Here is a 19,909-nt window from a genome sequence, read left to right on the forward strand (position 1 = left end):
CCCGGACCCCTCCCTGGGGGCTCCGCCCCCAGACCCCCGCGCCTCAGACGCCGGCGGGGCTGGATTTCGCGCAGCGAAATTCCAGCCCGCGCTGGGGGCCCCTCCCAGCGGTAGCTGGGGGAGTTTGAGCGCACCGGTCACGGAGCGTCCGGTATCGGGGTCAGGGGCGGAGCCCCTGGGAACGGTGGAAGTGGGGGTCCCCCCGGACGGAGTCTGGGGGAGGGTAGGGGACCCTCGCCCGCGCAGCGGCCCACCCACCCGCAGACGAGCCACCGGCACCAGCCACGCAAACCGGCTCCGCCCGCACCCGACGGACGGAGTCCGGCGCAGCGGCGCGAAGCCGGTAAGGCGCCCCAGGCGCCGCACCGCGCGAGCGGTGCGTTCAGAGAAGGTCAGTCCTCCGGGAGTTCGACCGGGGCGATCTCGTCGAAGACGTCGCCCGGGCCCGGGTTGGCGGTGTCCGTGGAGCCGCCGAGGTGGTGCATGACGCCCCAGACGGCGTTCAGCGCGGTCTGGACCGCGCCCTCGGCCCAGCCGGCCGTCCAGGAGATGTCGTCGCCCGCGAGGAAGATGCCGCGCTTGTCCTCGGGGAGGCGGTCCTGCATGAAGTGGGTGTACAGGCGCCGCTGGTAGCGGTAGTGGCCCGGCAGGTTGGCCTTGAACGCGCCCATGAAGTAGGGCTCGTTCTCCCAGGACACGGTCACCGGGTTGCCGATGATGTGGCGGCGGATGTCGACCTTGGGGTAGATCTCGCCGAGGGACTTCAGCATGACCTCCATCCGCTCGTTCGCGGACAGCGGCAGCCACTTCAGGCTGTCGTCGCACCAGGTGTACGACAGGCAGATCACGGCCGGCTGGTCCGGGCCGTTGTCCAGGAGGTACGTGCCGCGGGTCATGCGGTCCGTGAGGGTCATCGACATGACGTCGCGGCCCGTCTCCTCGTCCTTGTCGAGCCAGAAGGGGCGGTCGACGGGGATGAAGAGCTTGCTGGACTCCATGTAGTGGGTGCGCTCGATCGCCGTCCAGTGGTCGATCGGGAAGAGCGTGTCGTCGCACGCGATCTTCGACAGCAGCATCCACGACTGGGCCGTGAAGATCGCGGCGCGGTAGGTGCGGATGTCGCCCGACGCGTCGGTGACGGTGATGCGGTTGCCGGCCGTGCGGTGCAGGCGGGTGACCGCCGGGCGCGGGGTGCCGTCGTGCAGGGAGGACAGGGACGTGCCCTGGGCCCAGTGCAGGATCTTCTCGGGCTCGCGCTCCCACAGGCGCATCGGCAGCTGCTGCGAGCCGCCGACGATGCCGCGGTGGTGGTCGTCCGCCTCGGTGTAGACGACGCGCAGGATCTCCAGGATGGAGTTCGGGAAGTCGGTGTCCCAGCCGCCGGTGCCGAAGCCGACCTGGCCGAAGATCTCGCGCTTGCGGAAGGACTTGAAGGCCTCGGACTTGCAGAGGAAGCCGTAGAAGGTCTCGTCGTCGAGCTTCTCGACGAGCTTCGCCCAGATCTCGCGGATGCGCGGGACGTCCCGCTCGCGCATCGCGGTGTTCATGTCGGAGAAGTCGGCGCCCTCGTCGAGGCAGGCGTTCCACGCGGCGGCGACGTCGCGGTAGACCTGCGGGAGGTCGGCGATGGTCTCGGCGTAGTGGGTCTCGCCCTTGAGGTCCACGACCGTGGAGGGGGTGGCCTCGGACAGCGGGTTCGGGAAGGGCTGGGTCTGCAGGCCCACGAGGTCGATGTAGTGCTGCAGCGCGGTGGAGGACGGCGGGAAGCGCATCGCGCCCATCTCCGCGGTCAGGCCCTCGGTACCGGCGCCCTCGAAGCCGACGGTGCGCAGGCGGCCGCCGATCTGGTCGGCCTCGTACACGACGGGCTTGAGGCCCATCTTCATCAGCTCGTAGGCGGAGATGATGCCGGACAGGCCGCCGCCGATGACGGCGACCTCGGTGCCGTGCTCGGTCGCCGGTATCTGGCCCAGGCCCGCCGGGTGGGCGAGGAAGTCGTCGTAGGCGTACGGGAAGTCCGGCCCGAACATGGTGATCGGGGGCTGGCCGTCGCTGTGCGGAACGGCGGTGGTGGGCACCGTGGACGTCATGGGGGCACGTCTCCTTGCGGCAGAACAGGCGGGGCGGGGAGGCTGGGGGCGGAGCGGGTGGCTCAGACGAGCGAGGCGTAGAGCCCGGGGCGGCGGTCGCGCAGGTACGGGTTGGTCTCGCGGGAGGCTTCCAGGAGCTCCGGGTCGACCTGGCCGAAGACCATCTCCTCGCCGCGGCCGGCCCGGGTGCGGGTGACCCCGTCGGGGCTGGCGAGGCAGCTGAGGCCGACGAACTCGAACTCGCCCTCGGGGCCGGTCCGGTTGACGTACGCGATGTACATCTGGTTCTCGAAGGCCCGTACGGGGACCAGCTGTTCGGCGACGAACTGGAAGGGGTGCATCTGCGCGGTCGGGACCAGGAGGAGGTCGGTCCCGGCGAGCGCGTGGGCCCGTACGTTCTCGGGGAACTCCACGTCGTAGCAGATCATGATGCCGACGCGGAGGCCGTTCAGGTCCGCCTGGACGACGGGGGTGTCGCCGGGGGTGAAGGCGTCCTGTTCGAAGCAGCCGAAGAGGTGGGTCTTGCGGTAGTTCGCCAGCCGGGCGCCGTCGGGGCCGATCAGCTGCGCCGAGTTGTAGACGGTGTCGCCGTCCCGCTCCGGGTAGCCGTACAGGACGGCGATGCCGTGGCGGCGGGCGATGCCCGCGATGGCGTGGGCGGACTCGCCGTCGGCCGGTTCGGCGTACCCCGGCACCTCCTGGAGGTCCAGCGCGTAGCCGGTCAGGAACATCTCCGAGGTCACGAGGAGCCCGGCCCCGCCCTGTGCGGCGCGCGACGCGGCCTCGTCGAGCCGCTTCAGGTTCTCGGCGGTGTCGCCGAGCCGTCCGGAGCTCTGGAGGAGTGCGGTGCGCAGCGGGGGCATGGGCGTACCTCTGTGACAGGTGGGGTGGGGGTCGTAAAACGGTACGTTCGCGCGTTCGACCCGGACAAGCCGTGACCGTTGCGCTGGGCGCATCGATTCGTTGCGCGTTCCGGCGGATGTGCGGCGATTCGTTGCGCGACCCGTTTCCGGTGGTCCCGAGGGCCGGGGCGGGACCTGACGGTCGGGGGAAAAGCGGCTGCTCAGCCGGGCCCCGGGGGCTTACCCTGCGGCCGACCGAGAAGGCCCTCAGGAAGGATCCCGCCCCGACATGTCCGCCGAGAACGCCGCCGACGCCGAGAACGCCGTCTCCCCGCTCGACAACCCGGTGTGGGGCTCCCTGAACGGCGCGCACCGCGCCTTCGCCGAGTACTCGGGGAGCGGCGCCGCCCGCTACCGCCTGGACACCAACGTGTTCGCGGCCCTCGCCGACCCGCGGGACCCGGCTGCCTGGGCGGATCTGGCGGCGCTGACCGGCCCCGGCGAGGAGGTGTGGCTGACGGGCCTGCCGACCCCGCCGGAGGGCTGGGAGACGGTCCTGTCCATCCCCGGGGTCCAGCTGGACGGCCGGGCGGTACGGGTCGAGCACGCGCCGGACGCGGTCCGGCTCGGCCCGGCCGACGTGGAGGAGATGACGGCCCTGGTGAAGCTGACCGAGCCGGGCCCCTTCCTGCCCCGCACGGTCGAGCTGGGCACCTATCTGGGGATCCGGCACGAGGGCCGGCTCGTGGCGATGGCCGGGGAGCGGATGCGGCCGCCGGGCTGGACCGAGATCAGCGCGGTGTGCACCCACCCGGACTTCCGCGGCCGGGGGCTGGCGGCCCGGCTCGTCCGGGCGGTGGCGGCGGGGATCCGGGACCGCGGCGAGCTGCCCTTCCTGCACGCGGCGGCGGCCAATACGGGCGCGATCCGGCTGTACGAGTCGATGGGCTTCGTCCTGCGCAGGGAGCCGGTGTTCATCGGCGTGCGCTCCCCGAAGGAGTAGACGATCTTCCGTAACACGCTTTAACACGGGGTTCATTGAGTGCCGCCGGAGTTGCCCGTAGCGTCGGCGGTACGGGAGCGCGGGCGGCGGGAAGCCGGCCGTGGCGATGAACACGCGGGCAGATCAGCGGTCGTCCGGACCGCCGCCGCGCTCCCGGTTTCCCGGCGGGCGGTTTCAGTGGGCTCCCAGCGGTCAGACGCGGGGCGAGGCCACTGGAAGGAGCCGACATGACCGACCTCTCACGCCTGCCCGGCGCCGCCCTCCACCACTGGCAGTGGCAGTCCCGGGCCGCCTGCCGCGCGCTCGGACCCGGCCGGTTCTTCCACCCCGCGGGTGAGCGGGGGGAGGAACGCGAGGACCGGGACCGGGCCGCGAAGGAGGTCTGCGCCCGCTGCCCGGTCCGCGCGGCCTGTCTGGAGCACGCCCTGCGCACCCGTGAGCCCTTCGGCGTCTGGGGCGGGCTGACGGAGGAGGAGCGCCGCGCGCTCACCGGCCGTACGGCCCGCCCGCTGTCCGTGTGACCACCCCTGCCGTGACTACCCCTGCCGCCGGGCCCAGGCGCGGGCGAAGAGCTCGTGCGGGGGCAGCGGTGCGAGCAGGCGCAGCAGCGGCGGGTGGAGGGTGGTGCCCGAGGCCGCTGCCAGGTGCGGGGCCAGTTTGGCGTGTTCCACCGGGAGGTGCGGGGCCTTGAGCTCCGTCCACCGGCCCGGGACGAACAGGCTGCGTCCCGCGCGGGCCCGCTTGCCGCTCTCCACGGCCCCGGTGGCCGCCAGCTCGGCCTGGGCGGCCTTGTGCCGGGCGGCCGTCCAGCCGTTCCAGCGGCGGACGGCGCGGTCCGTCGGGCGGACCAGGGCCAGCAGCTGGAGGTACAGGGCGGCGGCGTCCGCGCCGACCCCCAGCGCGTCGGCGGCCTCCGCGACCAGCTCGGGGGCGCTCAGCGCCGGGTCGGCCTCGTAGCCGCCCTGGGGCACGGGGGTGTCGGCCGCGCGGGCGGCCAGCCGGGCGAGGCCGTCGACGAGGTCCCGGTGCCGGCGCAGGACGGTCAGCAGGTAGCCCTCCCGGACGCCGGCGGCGATCCGCTCGGCCCGCGCCAGCCGCTCCGGGTCTGCGAGGGCGGCCACCCGCAGGAAGGCGTCCCCGCTGGGCACGGCCACCACGAAGACCCCGTCGTCGAGGGCCGTGGAGGTGCCGGCGGCGCCCTCCCGGAGCGGCTCCGGGCAGGGCAGTACGGGCCCCTCGTACGGGGTGAACGCCGGGTCGCCCTCCGCGATGCCGACCAGCTCCCCGAAGAAGCCGCCCAGGGGGACGAGCGCGCCCGGGCCGTCGAGCTGGTCCCGCAGCCGCCCGTACAGGGCCAGGGCGCCCCGGGCTCCGGCGTCGCCGACGGGCCGTTCCGTCAGGGCCCAGGCGATCACGGAGGCGGCGGTGTGGTGGGCGGGTTCGCCGTGGATCCAGCTCCCGGCGGTGCCGTCGGGGCCGGCGTGGTGGAGGTGGATGCCGCCCGTGCGGTTCCCGACGAGTACGAGGCCCTCCGCGCCGGAGGGCGTCCCGTCGGGGGTCCGGCCGGCGGGCAGGGCCCTGGCCCACGGCAGGGGCAGGCCCAGGTCGGCCTCCAGGGCGGCGGCCAGCTCCTCGTCCACGCGCTCCTCGGCGCCCAGCAGGCCGGTCCACACGGCGGCCATCCGCTCGGCGGCCCGGACGGTCCCGCCCGGCTCCCACAGCTCGGCCACGTCCTGCGGCAGGCCGGCGGCGAGGACCGCACAGCGGCCCGCGTCGCCGAGCTCGCGGGAGAGCTCCCCGTACTCCCCGGCGAGGGACTTGCCGGCCTTGAAGGGCGCGGCGGCCAGCAGCTTGAGGTGCTCGCGGTGGTCCTCGCGGGCCGGGAAGCCGGCGAGGACCAGGGCCGCCACGGTGTCCCGGGCCCCGGTCAGCCGGGTGAAGGCCTCGCGGGCGGCGGGTTCGGCGGGCAGCGGGCCCCGCTCGGCGAGCAGCTCCAGCAGCCGGGGCAGGCGTACGGAGTCCGCGTCCTCGACGGTCGTGGTCCGGCAGTCCTCGGCGCCCTCGGGTGCGGGGTCGGCGGCCCGCTGGAGGAACCAGGCCCGGTCCCTGCGGACGGCCCCGGAGGCCAGGGTGTGCCCGGCGGCACGGAGCGCGGCGAGGGCCTCCTCCCCGGCCCGGCCGGTGCGCCAGGTGCCGCCCGCTTCGGCGAAGGGCTGCGCGCTCCAGGTGTCGAGCAGTGCGGCCAGGGCCGTCCGCTCCTCGTCGGGGGTGGTGGCTGCGGCGGCCCGCCAGGCGACGGCGCCGATCCGGCCGAGCAGCGGCTCCCAGGGCTCGGGGTCGGCGGGCCGGGCCAGCACGCGGGCCTCGTCGTCGATCTCGCCGCGCAGGTGGCTGCCGTCGGCGGCGACGGCGGTGAGCATGGCGGGCTGCCGGGCGGGCTCGGGGTCGTCGTGGTAGCGGTGGCGCAGCGACAGCAGCGGGTGGAGGGCGGGGGCGAGCACGGCGTCGGGCACCTCGGTGGGCAGGGTGACGACCGGTGCGGCCCGCATCAGGGCGACGCGGCGGGCGAGCTCGCGCAGCCGGCGCAGGACGTCGGCGGCGAGCCGGGCGGCCCGGTCGACGCCGGCGGCGATGCGCGGTTCGAGTCCCCCGGGCAGGGCGGGGGCCGGGTCTCCGGCGAGGGCGGCGTCGAGCAGGGCGCGTACGTCGGTGTCGCCGATGTCGCGCAGGGTCTGGGAGGAGGTCGCGCAGCGCGGGGTGAGGAAGTGCCAGAAGGCGGGCGGCGGGACCGGGCCGGCGCCTTCGCCGAAGCCGGGGGTGCGGCGCTCGCCGGCGCCGGGGAAGCCGTGCACCTGCCACAGGAGGGAGTTGTCCTCGGCGGCGTGGCAGCGGACGGCCTCCTCACCGACGAGCACCCCGTCCTCGCCGCCCTGGGGCATGCGCACGACGGCCCAGGGCCGGCGGCCCCAGCGGCGGCTGCGGTAGGAGGCGCGGCGGCCGTCGACGCCCTCCAGCAGGAACTCGCGGGGCGAGGGGCCCGCGTAGGGGGTGTGGTGGAAGACCCGGAAGCCGGTGAGCCGGCCGTCCTGGCCGAGGGGGGAGGCGGGGGCGCCTTCGGGGAGGGCGGCGAGGGTCTGGCAGGAGTCGGCGAAGCGCCGCGTGCCGGGCTGGGGCTCGCCGGGGGCGTGGAACTCCGGGGGCGTGGTGTCGGGGAGCACCGCGCCGGTCTCCGGGTGGACGCGGGTGAGGACCTGCCCGTAGCGCCGGCCGACGCCGCCGGAGCTCCAGTAGCGCCGGCCGTCGCTCATCAGGGAATCGTACGAGGCGATGCCCGCGCGGCCGCCGGGGCGCAGGACGGAGCCGCCCTCGTGGCGGCCGCCGCCGTCCGGGGTCTGGAAGTGGTAGCCGAGGCCCCCGCTGCCGCCGTAGGGGCGCAGGCCGAGCTGCTCCTCGGGCTCGAAGACGTCCTCGGGGCGGTCGGCCCAGAAGGCCCGGGTGCCGAAGGAGGCCTCGGGGGTGGTGCCGAAGCCGACCAGGAAGGAGCCGCCGACGTAGTGCACGCTGTGCGCGGTCGCCTCGTCGGGGAGCCGGAAGGTGCAGGAGGCGCGGGGGCCCGCGTGGTCGACGGTGACGGCCCGGTCGGGGCCGTAGACGGTCAGCAGGGGCCAGGTGCTGGTGACCCCGGTGACGGCGTCGGGGCCGCCGAGGCCGGCGACGGCCTCTTCGAGGGCGGGCCAGCCGTGCTCCTCGGGGAGTCCGGCGCGCAGGGCTCGGGCGAGCGGGCCGGTGAGGTCCGGTGCGGCGAGGGCCCCGTCGATGCCGTCGAGGGCGCGGGCGGTGGGCCGGTCGAGGAGGCCGGCGAGCTCGTCGACGGCCTCGTCGGCCGCGGCGAGGCCGCCGCCGCGCAGGGCGGCGAGCAGGGCCTCGACCCGGCCGTGCACCTCGGCGGTGATGCCCGCGTTGTGCGGGAGGCGGCTGACGGCGGTGCCGGCGCCGCGCAGGCCGGCGTGGACGGTGCCCTCCAGGCGGGGGCCGAAGACCGGGTCGGCGGCCAGGGCCTTGAGGTCGCGGCGGGAGCGGGCGTCCCAGAACACCAGCTCCACGGCGACGCCGGGGTCCTGGACGGCGATGCCCTCGGCGAGGCAGGCGTCGAGGAGGTCGGCGTCCAGCCCCCGGTGGGTGTAGCGGTCCTCGTGCAGCCGCAGCGGGTCGGCGGCGGCGCGCAGCCGGGGGGCGAAGAGGGCGAGGAGTCCGAAGAGTTCGGCGGGCATGGGCTGGCGCATGACTCCGCTGCCGCTGCGGCCGTGGGCGTAGCGGCCGGCGTAGCGGGAGAACCATTCGGTGAGGCCGCCCTCGGGGGCGATCCGTCCGGCCGCGGCGGCCTCGGCGGCGCCGCAGCCGAGGAGCAGGCGCAGCCAGGAGGAGGCGTCGCCGCGGCTCTCGGGGAAGAGGTCGAGGAGCAGGGCCGCGGTCTCCTCGGCCGGGGGGTGGGCGGTCAGCAGCCCGGTGGCGGCGTCGAGCAGCCGGTCGGGGATCTCCTTGCCCTTGGCGGCGCCGAGCACGAGGCCGAGGACGCGTGCCTCCTCGGCGGTGTCGAGGCCGGCGGCGCGCGCGGAGAGGCGGATGCGGCGGGCCAGGTCGGCGGGGAGGTCGCCGGGCGAGGCGGCCCAGGCGCGCAGGACGCGTACGTACTCCTCGTGGGCGGCGGCGGGCTCCAGCGCCTCGGCGAGCCAGGCCTGGTGGCCGCTGAGCTCGGTGGCGGGGAGGGCTCCGGCGCGGGCGAAGAGCAGGACGTTGGCCCGGTGCCAGTCGGGGTCGACGGGCAGGCGGTGGCCGCGTTCGGCCTTGCGGGCGAGGGTGTAGGCGCGGGCGGCGGAGCGCAGGTGCCAGGCGATGAGCTTGTGGCCGATGGTGTCCCAGAACCAGGGCAGGTGGGCGGGGTCCAGTTCCCGGACGCGCCGCTCCAGGCCGTCCACGTAGCGGCCGGGCTTCTCGTAGGCCCGGTGGATCGTGCCGAGGGCCTCGTCGAGCAGCGCGGCGGCGGCCGGCGCCGAGCCGGGGTCGTGGGCGCGGGCCCAGTCGGCGTAGGCGGTCGAGAGGTGCGGGTCGGCCGGCGGCTGGATCTGGATCTTCATGCGCCCGATGGTGGCACGCCCCTGCGACAGGCCGTCTCCCGTACGGGCGTACGCCGACGCCCCCGCCGGAGGATCCGGCGGGGGCGTCGGCGGAGCGTCGGCGGGCGTCCTACGCGGGGGCTCCCGAGGTGAAGCGGCGCAGGAGCGGGCTGAGGACGAGGACGGACTTGGTCCGTTCGACGAAGGGTTCGCCCGCGATGCGCTCCAGGACGCGCTCGAAGTGCCTCATGTCGGAGGCGAAGACCTGGACGAGGGCGTCCGCGTCGCCGGTGACGGTCGACGCGGACACCACCTCGGGGTACCGCTCCAGCCCTCGCCGGATGTCGTCCGGCGAGGTGTTGTGGCGGCAGTAGATCTCGATGAAGCCCTCGGTCTCCCAGCCCATGGCGGCGGGGTCCACGCGGACGGTGAAGCCGGTGATGGCGCCTTCGGCCCGCAGCCGGTCCACGCGCCGTTTGACGGCGGGGGCGGAGAGCCCCACCTCGGAGCCGATGTCCGCGTAGGAGCGGCGGGCATCCTCGGCGAGGGCGTGCACGATGCGTTCGTCGAGATCGTTCAGTCGCACTGCGGGTGGATCACTTCTCTGCTGTGGCCACCTCGGCCTCAGCCTCGGCTTCGGTGGCCAGTCGGGAGCGGCGGACGCCGTACAGGAAGTAGAACACGAGGCCCACGATCATCCAGCCACCGAAGACCATCCACGTGGCACTGTCGAGCTCGAACATCATGTAGCCGCAGGCGAGGGCACCCAGGATCGGGGTGACGGGGAAGAGCGCCACCTTGAAGGTGCGCGGCATGTCCGGGCGGCTCCGGCGCAGGATGATGACGGCGACGTTGACCAGGCCGAAGGCGAAGAGGGTGCCGATGCTGGTGGCGTCGGCGAGCTTGCCCAGCGGGATGAAGGCGGCGAGGACGCCGCAGAACAGGGAGACGATCACCACGTTGGCGCGGGGGGCGCCGGTCTTCTCGTCGACCTTGGCGAAGACCTTGGGGACGAGGCCGTCGCGGGACATCGCGAAGAGGATGCGGGTCTGGCCGTAGAGGACGGCGAAGACGACGGAGAAGATCGCGACGATGGCGCCGGCGGCGAGGACGACGCCCCAGACGCTGGTGCCGGTGACGTCGGTCATGATCTGGGCGAGCGCGGCCTCGGTGCCCTCGAAGTCCTGCCACGGCATGGCGCCGACGGCGACGAAGGCGACGAGGACGTAGAGGACGGTGACGATGGCCAGCGACAGCATGATCGCGCGCGGCAGGTCCTTCTTCGGGTCCTTGGCCTCCTCACCGGCGGTGGAGGCGGCGTCGAAGCCGATGTAGGAGAAGAAGAGGGTGGAGGCGCCGGCGGCGATGCCGCTCATGCCGAGGGGGGCGAGCGGGGTGTAGTTGCCGGCCTTGATGCCCATGACGCCGATGCCGATGAAGAGCAGCAGGGTGACGATCTTCACCGCGACCATGATCGAGTTGACGGTGGCGCTCTCCTTGGCGCCGCGCATCAGGAAGACCATCGAGAGCAGGACCACGATCAGGGCCGGGAGGTTGATGAACCCGCCCTCGCCCAGCGGCGCGGAGACCGCTTCGGGGACGGTGACCCCGATGGTCCCGTCGAGGAACTCGTTGAGGTACTGGCCCCAGCCGACGGCGACCGCCGCGACGGAGACGGCGTACTCCAGGACCAGGCACCAGCCGCAGATCCAGGCTATGAGCTCGCCCATGGTGGCGTACGCGTAGGAGTACGAGGAGCCGGAGACCGGGACGGAGCCTGCCAGCTCGGCGTAGGAGAGGGCCGAGAACAGGGCGGTCAGGCCCGCGAGGATGAAGGAGATCGTCACGGCGGGGCCGGCCTTGGGGGCGGCGGTGCCGAGGACGACGAAGATGCCGGTGCCCAGGGTGGCACCGATGCTGATCATGGTCAGCTGCCACATGGTGAGCGAGCGGCGCAGCGAGCCGCCCTCGCCCTGCCCGCCCTCGGAGACGAGCCGCTCGACCGGCTTGCGCCGCATGAGCGGGTTCACGGGCTTGCGCGTCTCCGGGGAGAGCGTGGGTGCCTGGCCCTGATCGAGCACGAGGGGACTCCTTTGACACTGCGGATGGGGACGGTTCAGGCGTCGACCGCAGCGGTCCGGAGCAGTTGGCAGACAGGGGTGAGCCCGTCTGGGCATGAGGGGACCGCCGAGCAGGCGGTCCGCGCCACTCCACGTACAGGGGGTGAGCCTACGAGCAGAGTGATACCGCCCGTAATGCACCATCCTTGCACATTGGCGGACGATCGTTGCGCGGATCCGCCCGCCATGGTCGTTTGTTGCGCACGGATGATCGATCGCTGCACAGGACCCCGGCGGGCGGTTTTATTGACACTTCGTCAGATCTGCCGCAGCGTGCCGCCATGGACCTGGACGTGCTCTACGGGATCGACGTGCCGCGGCCCTGGCACGGCGCCCACCCGTACGGCCGGCGGGCCGCCGAGCAGCGCACCTACCGGGAGGCCGTCTGGGGGGCCCTCCCGGACGGAGTCTGGTGGAAGGTACGGCTCGCCGACCGGATGGGCTTCCGCACGGCCTGGGCGGTCGAGCGCCACTTCCGCGAGGGCCGCTCCCACTGCCCCGCCCCCGAGGTGCTCCTCGGCCACCTCGCCGGGCTGACCGAGAGGATCCGGCTCGGCTTCGGGGTGACCCTGACCCCCTTCGGCTTCACCCCGCCCCAGCGGATCGCGGAGAAGGCGGCCACCGTGGACGTGCTGTCCGGGGGCCGGGTGGAGTGGGGCACCGGGCGCTCCGCGCCCATGGAGCAGACCGCCTTCGGGGTGGACCGGGAGCGGTCCCGCGAGGACTGGGCCGAGGCCCTGGGGATCGTTACCGGAACGTGGCGCGAGGAGTACTTCGAGTACGCCTCGGAGCGGTTCCGCTTCCCGCGCCGGATGGTCACCCCGAAACCGGTGCAGGACCCCCACCCCCCGGCCTGGATGGCGGCCACCTCCCCCGGCTCGGCGGAGGTCGCGGGGGCGGCGGGGCTGGGCCTGCTCTCGTTCTCGATCATGCAGCCGCTGGAGGCCGTGGCCCGGCAGGTGGCCGCGTACCGGGCCGCCGCCCGCGCGCCCCGGCCGCTCACCGACGTCACCACGTACCGGGTCGGTGCCTACACCCTCGTCCACGCCACCGCCCCGGGCCGGCCCGCGGACCCGCGGGTCTGGTCCTCCGTGGCCTGGTGGTACGAGAACCTCGCCCGCTTCACCCTGGAGTGGGAGCTGCCGCACCTGGCCCCCGGCGAGCGCGACCGGGCCTTCCCGCTGCTCGCCCCCATCCTCGGCGGGGACGTGCCCGTGCGGGAGTTCGACGAGGGCGACATGATCCTGATCGGGGACGCCGAGACGATCGTCACCAAGGCCAGGCGGTACGCGGACCTCGGCGTCGACCAGGCGGACGTCGACCCCGGCCGGGCCGCCGCCGCGGCCGGCGAGGTCGGCGGGGTCCCGCACACCGCCGACGTCACCCGCCGCGAAGCCGTACGGGACCTCTTCGCCCGCGCCCCGCGGCTGCTCGGCGGCCCCGTGGGCGGCGTGGTCGACATCGTCGGCGCGGCCCGGTACGCGGCGCTGGCCGAGCTGGACGACGCCGGCTGGGACCGGCACTTCGACCTCGTACTGCGGCACGCCTGGTTCGCCGTCCAGTACGGCGGCGCGGCCGTCGCGGCGGCCGGGGGCGGGACGCCGGTCTTCGTCGCCTCCGTCTCCGGGCTCACCGCCGCCCCGCTGCACGCCGCGTACGGGGCCGCGAAGGCCGCCCTGGTGTCCCTGGTGCGGTCCGCCGCGGTCGAAATGGGCCCGCGCGGGGTACGGGTGAACGCAGTGGCCCCGGGGGTGGTGTGGACCCCGCGGGTCGCCGCACTGCTCGGACCGGGGGGACGGGAGCGCAACGCCGCCAACGCACCGCTGGGCCGGGTCGCCGAGACCGCCGACATCGCGTCCGCCCTGTACTTCCTCGCCTCGCCGCCGGCCTCGTACGTGACGGGGCAGACGCTGGTCGTGGACGGCGGGGTCGGCGTGAAGTTCCCGTACCCGACGATCGGAGACGCGGATTGAGACCACCACTGGGCCCCGACGAGAGGTGGCAGGACCCCGGGCCCTTCCTGCGCGGGGTCGCCTGGCTGGACCGGGGCCGCCCGGTGCGCGCCGACCCGGACGACACCATGCGGCTGCCCTGGGACACCGGCGAGCGGGCCACCCTCCCCATAGGCGTGCGGCTGGAGTTCACCACGCGCACGGCGCACGCGGTGGAGATCCGCTACCGGGCCACCGTGCCCGGCCCCACCGACGCGCTGCGCGACCTCTCGCACGGCTTCGCCCTGTGGAACCGGCACGGGCTGCTCGCCGAGGTCTTCACCGAGCCCGCGGCGGAGTCCGTCGTACGCCTCGAACTGCCGCAGCAGCAGGGCCCGTTCACCCTGCACCCGCCCGAGGGCCAGTCCCCGCTGATCCTCGGGCTGCGCGGCGTCGGCGGCGAGCTCGCCCCCGCCCCCGGTGCCCCCCGCTGGGTGGTGCACGGCGACTCCATCACCGAGGGCTGGTGGTCCACCCGGCCCGCCCACGGCTGGCCCGCGGTCGCCGGCCGCGCGCTCGGCTTCGACACCGTCAACCTCGGCTACGCGGGCGCCGCCCGCGGCGAACTCGCCACCGCCGAGCAGCTCGCCGCGCTCCCCGCCGACGTCCTCACCCTCGCCTTCGGCACCAACTGCTGGTCCCGCGTGCCCTTCACGGCCCCGCTGCTGTACGAGACCACGCGCGTGTTCCTCGACCTGGTCCGCCAGGGCCACCCGCGCACCCCCTTGCTGCTCCTGTCCCCCGTGCTGCGCCCCGACGCCGAGCGCACCCCCAACCGCCTGGGCGCCACCCTGGGCGCGCTGCGGGACGCGATGGAGCGGGCCGTCCGGGACCGGCTCGCCGCCGGGGACGGCCGGCTGGCCCTGCTGCCGGGCCGGGACGTGCTCGGTCCCGAACACCTCGCGGACGGGCTGCACCCCAACGACGCCGGACACCAGGTCCTCGGCCTCGCTGTGGTCACGGCCCTGAAGCGGGCCGGGTTCGACGGAAGGTGAGTGAGACAGGCCATACCGCTCCCGCTGAACAGGGCGCCCCCGCGGCGCCGTGTCCCCCACAAGCAGCCGGGTCCCGGGGCCGCCGCACGGAGCGGCGGGCCGGCCCCGGACCCGGCGGACACACAGTGGGAGAGAACACCATGGGCATCAAGCGCGGAACCACCCTGGCCGCCGTAGCGGTCGTCGTCACCCTGGCGGCGACCGCCTGCGGGACGAACGTCAAGGGCGGCGCGGCCGCCCCCGCCGGGGCCGCGTCCGCCCAGGCTCCCGCCGCCGACCCCTACGCCGACGGGCAGCAGCCCGCACAGCAGGCCGCCGGCGCCAAGCCCGCCGGACAGCTGGCCGTCGCGGCCACGGACCAGCTCGGGCAGGTCCTCACCGACAGCGCCGGCTTCACCCTGTACCGCTTCGACAAGGACACCGCCAAGCCGCCCGCCTCCAACTGCGAGGGGGACTGCGCCAAGGCCTGGCCGGTCGTCGCGGCGGGCGAGGTCACGGCGGCCGCCGGCATGGACCCCGCGCTGCTGGGCGAGGTGGTCCGCAAGGACGGCGGCAAGCAGCTGACGGTGGCCGGCTGGCCCGTCTACCGCTTCGCCAAGGACGCCAAGGCGGGCGACCTGAACGGGCAGGGCGTCGGCGGCACCTGGTTCGCCTTCGCCCCCGACGGCAAGAAGGCCGCGAAGGGGGCGGCCGCCCCCGCCCCCGCCGGCGCCGGGCAGGCCGCGGGCGCGCTCACCGTGGCCAAGGACCCCAAGCTGGGCGACCACATCGTCGACGGCAACGGCATGACCGTCTACCGGTTCAAGCCGGACACCGCCTGGCCCATGGTCTCCAAGTGCACCGGCGACTGCCTGGCCAAGTGGCCGGTGGTGCCGCCGGTCGACAAGGCGAACGCCAAGGGCATCACCGAGAAGAACTACCTGGTCCTGGACCGCCCCGACGGCAAGAAGCAGCAGACCGTGAACTGCTGGCCCGTCTACACCTTCACCGGTGACAAGAAGGCCGGCGACACCAACGGCCAGGGCGTCGGCGGCACCTGGTACGCCGTCGCCCCCGACGGCGGGCTCATCACCGCCCAGTAGTCCCCCACCCCCAGTCGCGCGGCCTCCGCCTCCCCTCCCCCCGGGCGGGGGCCGCGCACCGTTTGCCCGCCGTCCGCCCTTCCCCAGGCCGTGTCTTTCGGGTCAGGCCGGGCCCGAAAGACACGGCCTAGAATCGGCCCCATGCTGCGCGTACTGGCCGTCGACGACGAGAAGCCGCTCCTGGAGGAACTGCTCTACCTGCTGCGCTCCGACCCGCGCGTGCGCAGCGCCGAGGGCGCCTCGGACGCCACGGAGGCGCTGCGCCGGATCACCCTCGCGGTGGAGAGCGGGCCGGACGGGCCCGACGCGATCGACGTGGTCTTCCTGGACATCCAGATGGCCGGGCTGACGGGGCTGGACATCGCCCGGCTGCTGGCCGGGTTCGCCCGGCCGCCGCTGATCGTGTTCGTCACCGCGCACGAGGGCTTCGCGGTACAGGCCTTCGACCTCAAGGCGGTGGACTACGTACTGAAGCCCGTACGGCCGGAACGCCTGGCCGAGGCGGTCCGGCGGGCCCGCGAGCTGCTGGCCCGGCCCGTGCGGGAACAGCGGCCGGAGCCGGAGCGGGCGGCCGTCCCGGCGCCGCGGCGCACGGCCGGCGAGGCGCCGGCCGTCGAGCGGGCTCCGGAGCAGATCGCCGTCAAACTGGGCGGGGTCACCCGGTTCGTGGCGATCGCGGACATCGCGTACGTGGAGGCCCAGGGGGACTACGCCCGGCTGCACACCGACGAGGGCAGCCACCTCGTGCGGATCCCGCTGTCCACGCTGGAGGAGCGCTGGGCGTCCCGCGGCTTCGTCCGCATCCACCGCCGGCACCTGGTGGCGCTGGGCCGGATCGACGAACTCCGGCTGGACGCGGGCAGCACCAGCGTCCGCGTGGGCGCGGCCGAGCTCCAGGTGAGCCGGCGCCACGCGCGCCAGCTCCGGGACCTGCTGATGCGGCAGGCCACCGGCTGACGGGCCGGCACCCCGCCGCGGGCGGACCGGCGCGGACCGCCCGGCGTACCAACGCGCCGTTCGTCGCGCGGGAAAGGGCGTACGGCGATCCGCCGGGCCCGTCGGCCGCAGGGCCGCCCCCCGTGGTCCGTCGCGGGGGCCGTGCGCGCATATCGTGGACCATCCGGCCCGGGAGGAGCGATATGTCCGATATCCAGGCGCTGTTGGACGCGCTGAGCGGACTGCCCCGCACCCGGCCGTCGGGGCCCGCCGAGGCCGAGGAGCTGCTGGCCCGGCTGCGCAGCGCGGCCGCCCGCTGGTCCGATGTGCTGTTCGAGGCGCAGGAGGACGCCCGCCGCGTCCTGCCCCCGCGCGCGGAGGCGGCCCTGACGCTCGCGTTCCGGCGCGCGGAGGAGTCGTACGTGGAGCTGGAGATCGCCCTGCGCGACTGCGCGGAACACCGCGATCCGGCGGTGTGATCCAGGGGCCGGAACAGGCCTGTCGTCCCACCGGAGGCGCTGCGTAGACTCCCAGGATCCCCTCCCCCGTCGAAGGACCCTCCGGTGAACCAGACGTACGCGCTGACCGCGGTCACCGTCGTCGTCCTGGTGACGGTGCTGGTCGGTGCGCTGGGGCTGCGGATATCCCGGACCACCTCCGACTTCTACGTGGCCTCGCGGACCGTCGGGCCCCGGCTGAACGCGGCGGCCATCAGCGGGGAGTACCTCTCCGCCGCCTCCTTCCTCGGCGTCGCCGGGCTGGTGTTGCTCCAGGGGCCGGAGATGCTCTGGTACCCCGTCGGCTACACGGCCGGGTACCTGGTGCTGCTGGTGCTGGTCGCGGCGCCGCTGCGGCGCTCGGGCGCGTACACCCTGCCGGACTTCGCGGAGGCCCGGCTGCAGTCGCAGGCCGTGCGGCGGATCGCGGTGGTGTTCGTGCTGGGGGTCGGCTGGCTGTACCTGCTGCCGCAGCTCCAGGGGGCGGGGCTGACCCTGACCGTGCTGACGGGGGCCCCGCACTGGGCGGGCGGGGTGGTCGTCGCCTTCGTGGTGACGGCGGCCGTCGCGGCGGGCGGGATGCGCAGCATCACCTTCGTGCAGGCCTTCCAGTACTGGCTCAAGCTGTGCGCCCTGCTGGTGCCCGCGTTCTTCCTGCTGGCCGCGTGGGCCGGGGACGGGGCGCCGCACGCCTCCTTCGACGCGCGGGCGGTCTTCCGCGAGCACACCGCCGTCACGCTCGGGCAGGACGTCCGGCTGTCGCTGGACGAGCCGCTCACCGTGACGGTGACGGGGCGGGTGGACGGGCTCGACCACGCGGGCGCCCCGCTGACCCTGGCGGCCGGCCGGCACACGGTACGGGCGCACACCCGGCTGGAGTTCGCGCCGGGGACCGCCGTCCCGGAGACCGCGTCCCGGGCGGGCGCGGCGCCGGACGCGCCCGGCTGGGCGAGGCCGCTGTCGGCGGGCGACCGCGAGCACCGGCTGTACGCCACGTACGGGCTGATCCTGGCCACGTTCCTCGGCACGATGGGCCTGCCGCACGTCGCGGTGCGCTTCTACACCAGCCCCGACGGCGGGGCGGCCCGGCGGACCACCCTGGTGGTGCTGGGGCTGCTCGGGGTGTTCTACCTGCTGCCGCAGGTGTACGGGGTGCTGGGCCGGATCTACGCGCCCGAGCTGGCGCTGACCGGGGACGCGGACGCGGCGGTGCTGGTGCTGCCGGAGCGGATGCTGGGCGGGCTGCTCGGGGAGCTGCTGGGGGCGCTGCTGGCGGGGGGCGCGTTCGCGGCGTTCCTGTCGACGGCGTCGGGGCTGACGATGGCCGTGGCGGGGGTGCTGCACCAGGACGTGCTGCCGCGGCGCGGGGTGGGGAGCTTCCGCCTGGCGGTGGTGGTGGCGATGGCGGTGCCGCTGGCGGGCGGGGCGGTGGGCACGCGGGTGCCGGTCGCGGACGCGGTCGGGCTGGCCTTCGCGGTGTCGGCGTCCTCGTTCTGCCCGCTGCTGGTGCTCGGGATCTGGTGGCGGGGTCTGACCCCGCCGGGTGCGGTGGCCGGGCTGCTCACGGGCGGCGGTGCGGCGCTGGGCGCGGTGCTGGCGACGCGGGGCGGGGTGGCGCCGCGGGGGTGGGCGCACGCGCTGCTGGCCTGGCCGGCGGTGTGGTCGGTGCCGCTGGGGTTCCTGACGATGGTGCTGGTGTCTCTGGCGACCCGGTCCCGGGTCCCGGCGGGGACGGCGGCGGCGCTGGCGCGGCTGCACCTGCCCGAGGGCGTGGCCGGGGAGCGGGCGGCGGGGGGCGCCTGGTGACCGGGGCGGCGTTCGGGGTGCTGGGGGCGGCGGGGGCGGTGCTGCTGCTGGGGCTGGGCTGGGCCGGTGGCCGGTGGCAGGCCCGGCGCGGGGAGCGGGCGGCGGGGCTGGAGCTGGGCACGCCGGTCGAGCGGGCCACCTTCCTCACCCTGCACACGGCTTCGCTGGCGGCTCCCCCGCTGCGGGCGGGCCTGACCGAGGACGCCGCGCGCAAGGCGGCGCGGCGGCTGCGGTCGCTGCTGGGCACGGAGGCGCTGTGCCTGACGGACCGGGAGGCGGTGCTGGCCTGGGACGGGCCGGGCGCCGACCACCACGAGCGGCGGGCGATGGCCCGGGTGGCGGTGATGCTGGAGTCGGGGCGCAGCCAGAGCCTGCGCACGGAGTGCCAGCGGCCGGAGTGTCCGCTGAAGTGGGCGGTGTTCGCGCCGCTGACCGGTGAGGACGGGGTGCTGGGGGCGCTGGTCGCGTACGGGTCGCGGGAGTCGGCGGTGCTGGTGCGGGCCGCGACGGAGGTGGCGCGGTGGGTCTCCGTGCAGCTGGAGCTGTCGGAGCTGGACCGGGCGCGGACGCGGCTGATGGAGGCGGAGATCAAGGCGCTGCGGGCGCAGATCTCCCCGCACTTCATCTTCAACTCCCTCGCGGCGATCGCCTCGTTCGTGCGGACGGATCCGGAGCGGGCGCGGGAGCTGCTGCTGGAGTTCGCGGACTTCACGCGCTACTCCTTCCGCCGGCACGGGGAGTTCACCACGCTGGCCGAGGAGCTGCGGTCGATCGAGCGGTACCTGGCGCTGGCCGGGGCCCGGTTCGGGGACCGGCTGAAGGTGACGTTGCAGGTGGCGCCGGAGGTGCTGCCGGTGGCGCTGCCGTTCCTGTGCCTGCAGCCGCTGGTGGAGAACGCGGTCAAGCACGGGGTGGAGGACTCCACGGAGGAGTGCCGGATCACGATCGCGGCGCGGGACGCCGGCTCGGAGGCGGTGCTGACCATCGAGGACAACGGCGTGGGGATGGATCCGGAGCGGCTGCGGCGGATCCTGGCCGGTGAGCGGGCGGGGTCCGCGTCGGGGATCGGGCTGCCGAACGTGGACGAGCGGATGCGGCAGGTGTACGGGGACGCGTACGGGATCGTCGTGGAGACGGGTCTCGGGGCGGGGACGAAGGTCACGGTGCGGATCCCGAAGTACCGTGCGGGCGTGCACACCTCGGGCCCGGGGACGGGCCGGCCGGGCACGCCGCAGGCGTAGGCCGGGAACGCCCGTGGCCCCGGGCCCGCCGCGAGGGCGGGGCCGGGGCCACGGGGACGGTGGGTGGCAGCGAGAGGTTTTGTTGCAGCACGGCAGCCAAGACGCCCGACGTAGAGCGGGTGGGGAAGTCGGCGCGGCTGATGTTGAGGTCGTGGCCGTGCTGGACGGTCACCTTGAGCCGCGGCGCTGCCC

At 75.0% G+C, this 19,909-nt stretch carries 14 protein-coding genes; 9 read left to right on the forward strand and 5 right to left on the reverse strand.

Annotated elements, in window-relative coordinates; all coding sequences use genetic code 11:
* Positions 1 to 392 precede the first annotated feature (392 nt).
* Entirely contained in the window at positions 393 to 2,090 is a 1,698-nt protein-coding gene (locus ACQKM2_RS28735) for a flavin monoamine oxidase family protein (protein ID WP_427714775.1), read from the reverse strand.
* Positions 2,091 to 2,152: 62 nt separating this feature from the next.
* Positions 2,153 to 2,953, reverse strand: coding sequence for a carbon-nitrogen hydrolase family protein (locus tag ACQKM2_RS28740; RefSeq protein ID WP_007262964.1), 801 nt, complete (start codon positions 2,951 to 2,953; stop codon positions 2,153 to 2,155).
* 268 nt (positions 2,954 to 3,221) lie between these two features.
* On the opposite strand from ACQKM2_RS28740, the gene ACQKM2_RS28745 reads away from it, so the two are divergent.
* Together ACQKM2_RS28745 and ACQKM2_RS28750 are read left to right on the forward strand one after the other, a co-directional pair.
* Positions 3,222 to 3,935, forward strand: coding sequence for a GNAT family N-acetyltransferase (locus tag ACQKM2_RS28745; RefSeq protein WP_427714777.1), 714 nt, complete (start codon positions 3,222 to 3,224; stop codon positions 3,933 to 3,935).
* Positions 3,936 to 4,162: 227 nt separating this feature from the next.
* The gene (locus tag ACQKM2_RS28750) at positions 4,163 to 4,456 is read left to right on the forward strand and encodes a WhiB family transcriptional regulator (RefSeq protein ID WP_125818229.1); all 294 of its coding nucleotides are present in this window, start codon (positions 4,163 to 4,165) and stop codon (positions 4,454 to 4,456) included.
* 15 nt (positions 4,457 to 4,471) lie between these two features.
* Here ACQKM2_RS28750 and ACQKM2_RS28755 read toward each other — a convergent pair whose 3' ends face one another.
* From ACQKM2_RS28755 to ACQKM2_RS28765, 3 genes are all read right to left on the reverse strand, one after another.
* Positions 4,472 to 9,070 carry a hypothetical protein gene (locus tag ACQKM2_RS28755; protein WP_427714778.1) on the reverse strand — a complete coding sequence of 1,533 codons (4,599 nt, stop codon included), beginning with the start codon at positions 9,068 to 9,070 and terminating at the stop codon, positions 4,472 to 4,474.
* A gap of 109 nt (positions 9,071 to 9,179) precedes the next feature.
* Positions 9,180 to 9,635: an Lrp/AsnC family transcriptional regulator gene (locus ACQKM2_RS28760; protein ID WP_007262967.1), complete on the reverse strand. Its 456-nt coding sequence runs from the start codon at positions 9,633 to 9,635 to the stop codon at positions 9,180 to 9,182.
* 10 nt (positions 9,636 to 9,645) lie between these two features.
* On the reverse strand, positions 9,646 to 11,130 hold the full coding sequence (locus tag ACQKM2_RS28765) for an amino acid permease (RefSeq protein ID WP_427714780.1): 1,485 nt from the start codon (positions 11,128 to 11,130) through the stop codon (positions 9,646 to 9,648).
* A gap of 320 nt (positions 11,131 to 11,450) precedes the next feature.
* Between ACQKM2_RS28765 and ACQKM2_RS28770 the strand changes: the two genes are divergently transcribed.
* The 7 genes from ACQKM2_RS28770 to ACQKM2_RS28800 all read left to right on the forward strand — a co-directional run bounded on the left by ACQKM2_RS28770 (position 11,451) and on the right by ACQKM2_RS28800 (position 19,717).
* The gene (locus ACQKM2_RS28770; protein ID WP_427714781.1) at positions 11,451 to 13,142 is read left to right on the forward strand and encodes an LLM class flavin-dependent oxidoreductase; all 1,692 of its coding nucleotides are present in this window, start codon (positions 11,451 to 11,453) and stop codon (positions 13,140 to 13,142) included.
* Positions 13,139 to 14,155 carry a GDSL-type esterase/lipase family protein gene (locus ACQKM2_RS28775; RefSeq protein ID WP_427714783.1) on the forward strand — a complete coding sequence of 339 codons (1,017 nt, stop codon included), beginning with the start codon at positions 13,139 to 13,141 and terminating at the stop codon, positions 14,153 to 14,155. The genes ACQKM2_RS28770 and ACQKM2_RS28775 overlap by 4 nt, the downstream gene beginning before the upstream one ends.
* Positions 14,156 to 14,295: 140 nt before the next feature.
* Positions 14,296 to 15,237: an SCO0930 family lipoprotein gene (locus ACQKM2_RS28780; RefSeq protein WP_427714784.1), complete on the forward strand. Its 942-nt coding sequence runs from the start codon at positions 14,296 to 14,298 to the stop codon at positions 15,235 to 15,237.
* Between the two features lie 141 nt (positions 15,238 to 15,378).
* Complete coding sequence (locus tag ACQKM2_RS28785) at positions 15,379 to 16,194, forward strand: LytR/AlgR family response regulator transcription factor (RefSeq protein WP_427714786.1); 816 nt, start codon at positions 15,379 to 15,381, stop codon at positions 16,192 to 16,194.
* Positions 16,195 to 16,376: 182 nt separating this feature from the next.
* Complete coding sequence (locus ACQKM2_RS28790; RefSeq protein WP_427714788.1) at positions 16,377 to 16,652, forward strand: hypothetical protein; 276 nt, start codon at positions 16,377 to 16,379, stop codon at positions 16,650 to 16,652.
* A gap of 84 nt (positions 16,653 to 16,736) precedes the next feature.
* A complete protein-coding gene (locus ACQKM2_RS28795) occupies positions 16,737 to 18,476 on the forward strand; it encodes a cation acetate symporter (protein ID WP_427714790.1) in 1,740 nt (579 codons plus the stop codon).
* Positions 18,473 to 19,717 (forward strand): sensor histidine kinase, encoded by a 1,245-nt coding sequence (locus ACQKM2_RS28800; protein WP_427714791.1) that lies wholly within the window; start codon positions 18,473 to 18,475, stop codon positions 19,715 to 19,717. The genes ACQKM2_RS28795 and ACQKM2_RS28800 overlap by 4 nt, the downstream gene beginning before the upstream one ends.
* Positions 19,718 to 19,909 lie beyond the last annotated feature (192 nt).

Origin of the sequence: Streptomyces sp. NPDC004126 (genome assembly GCF_050275515.1) — a bacterium.
Classification (GTDB): Bacteria; Actinomycetota; Actinomycetes; order Streptomycetales; family Streptomycetaceae; genus Streptomyces.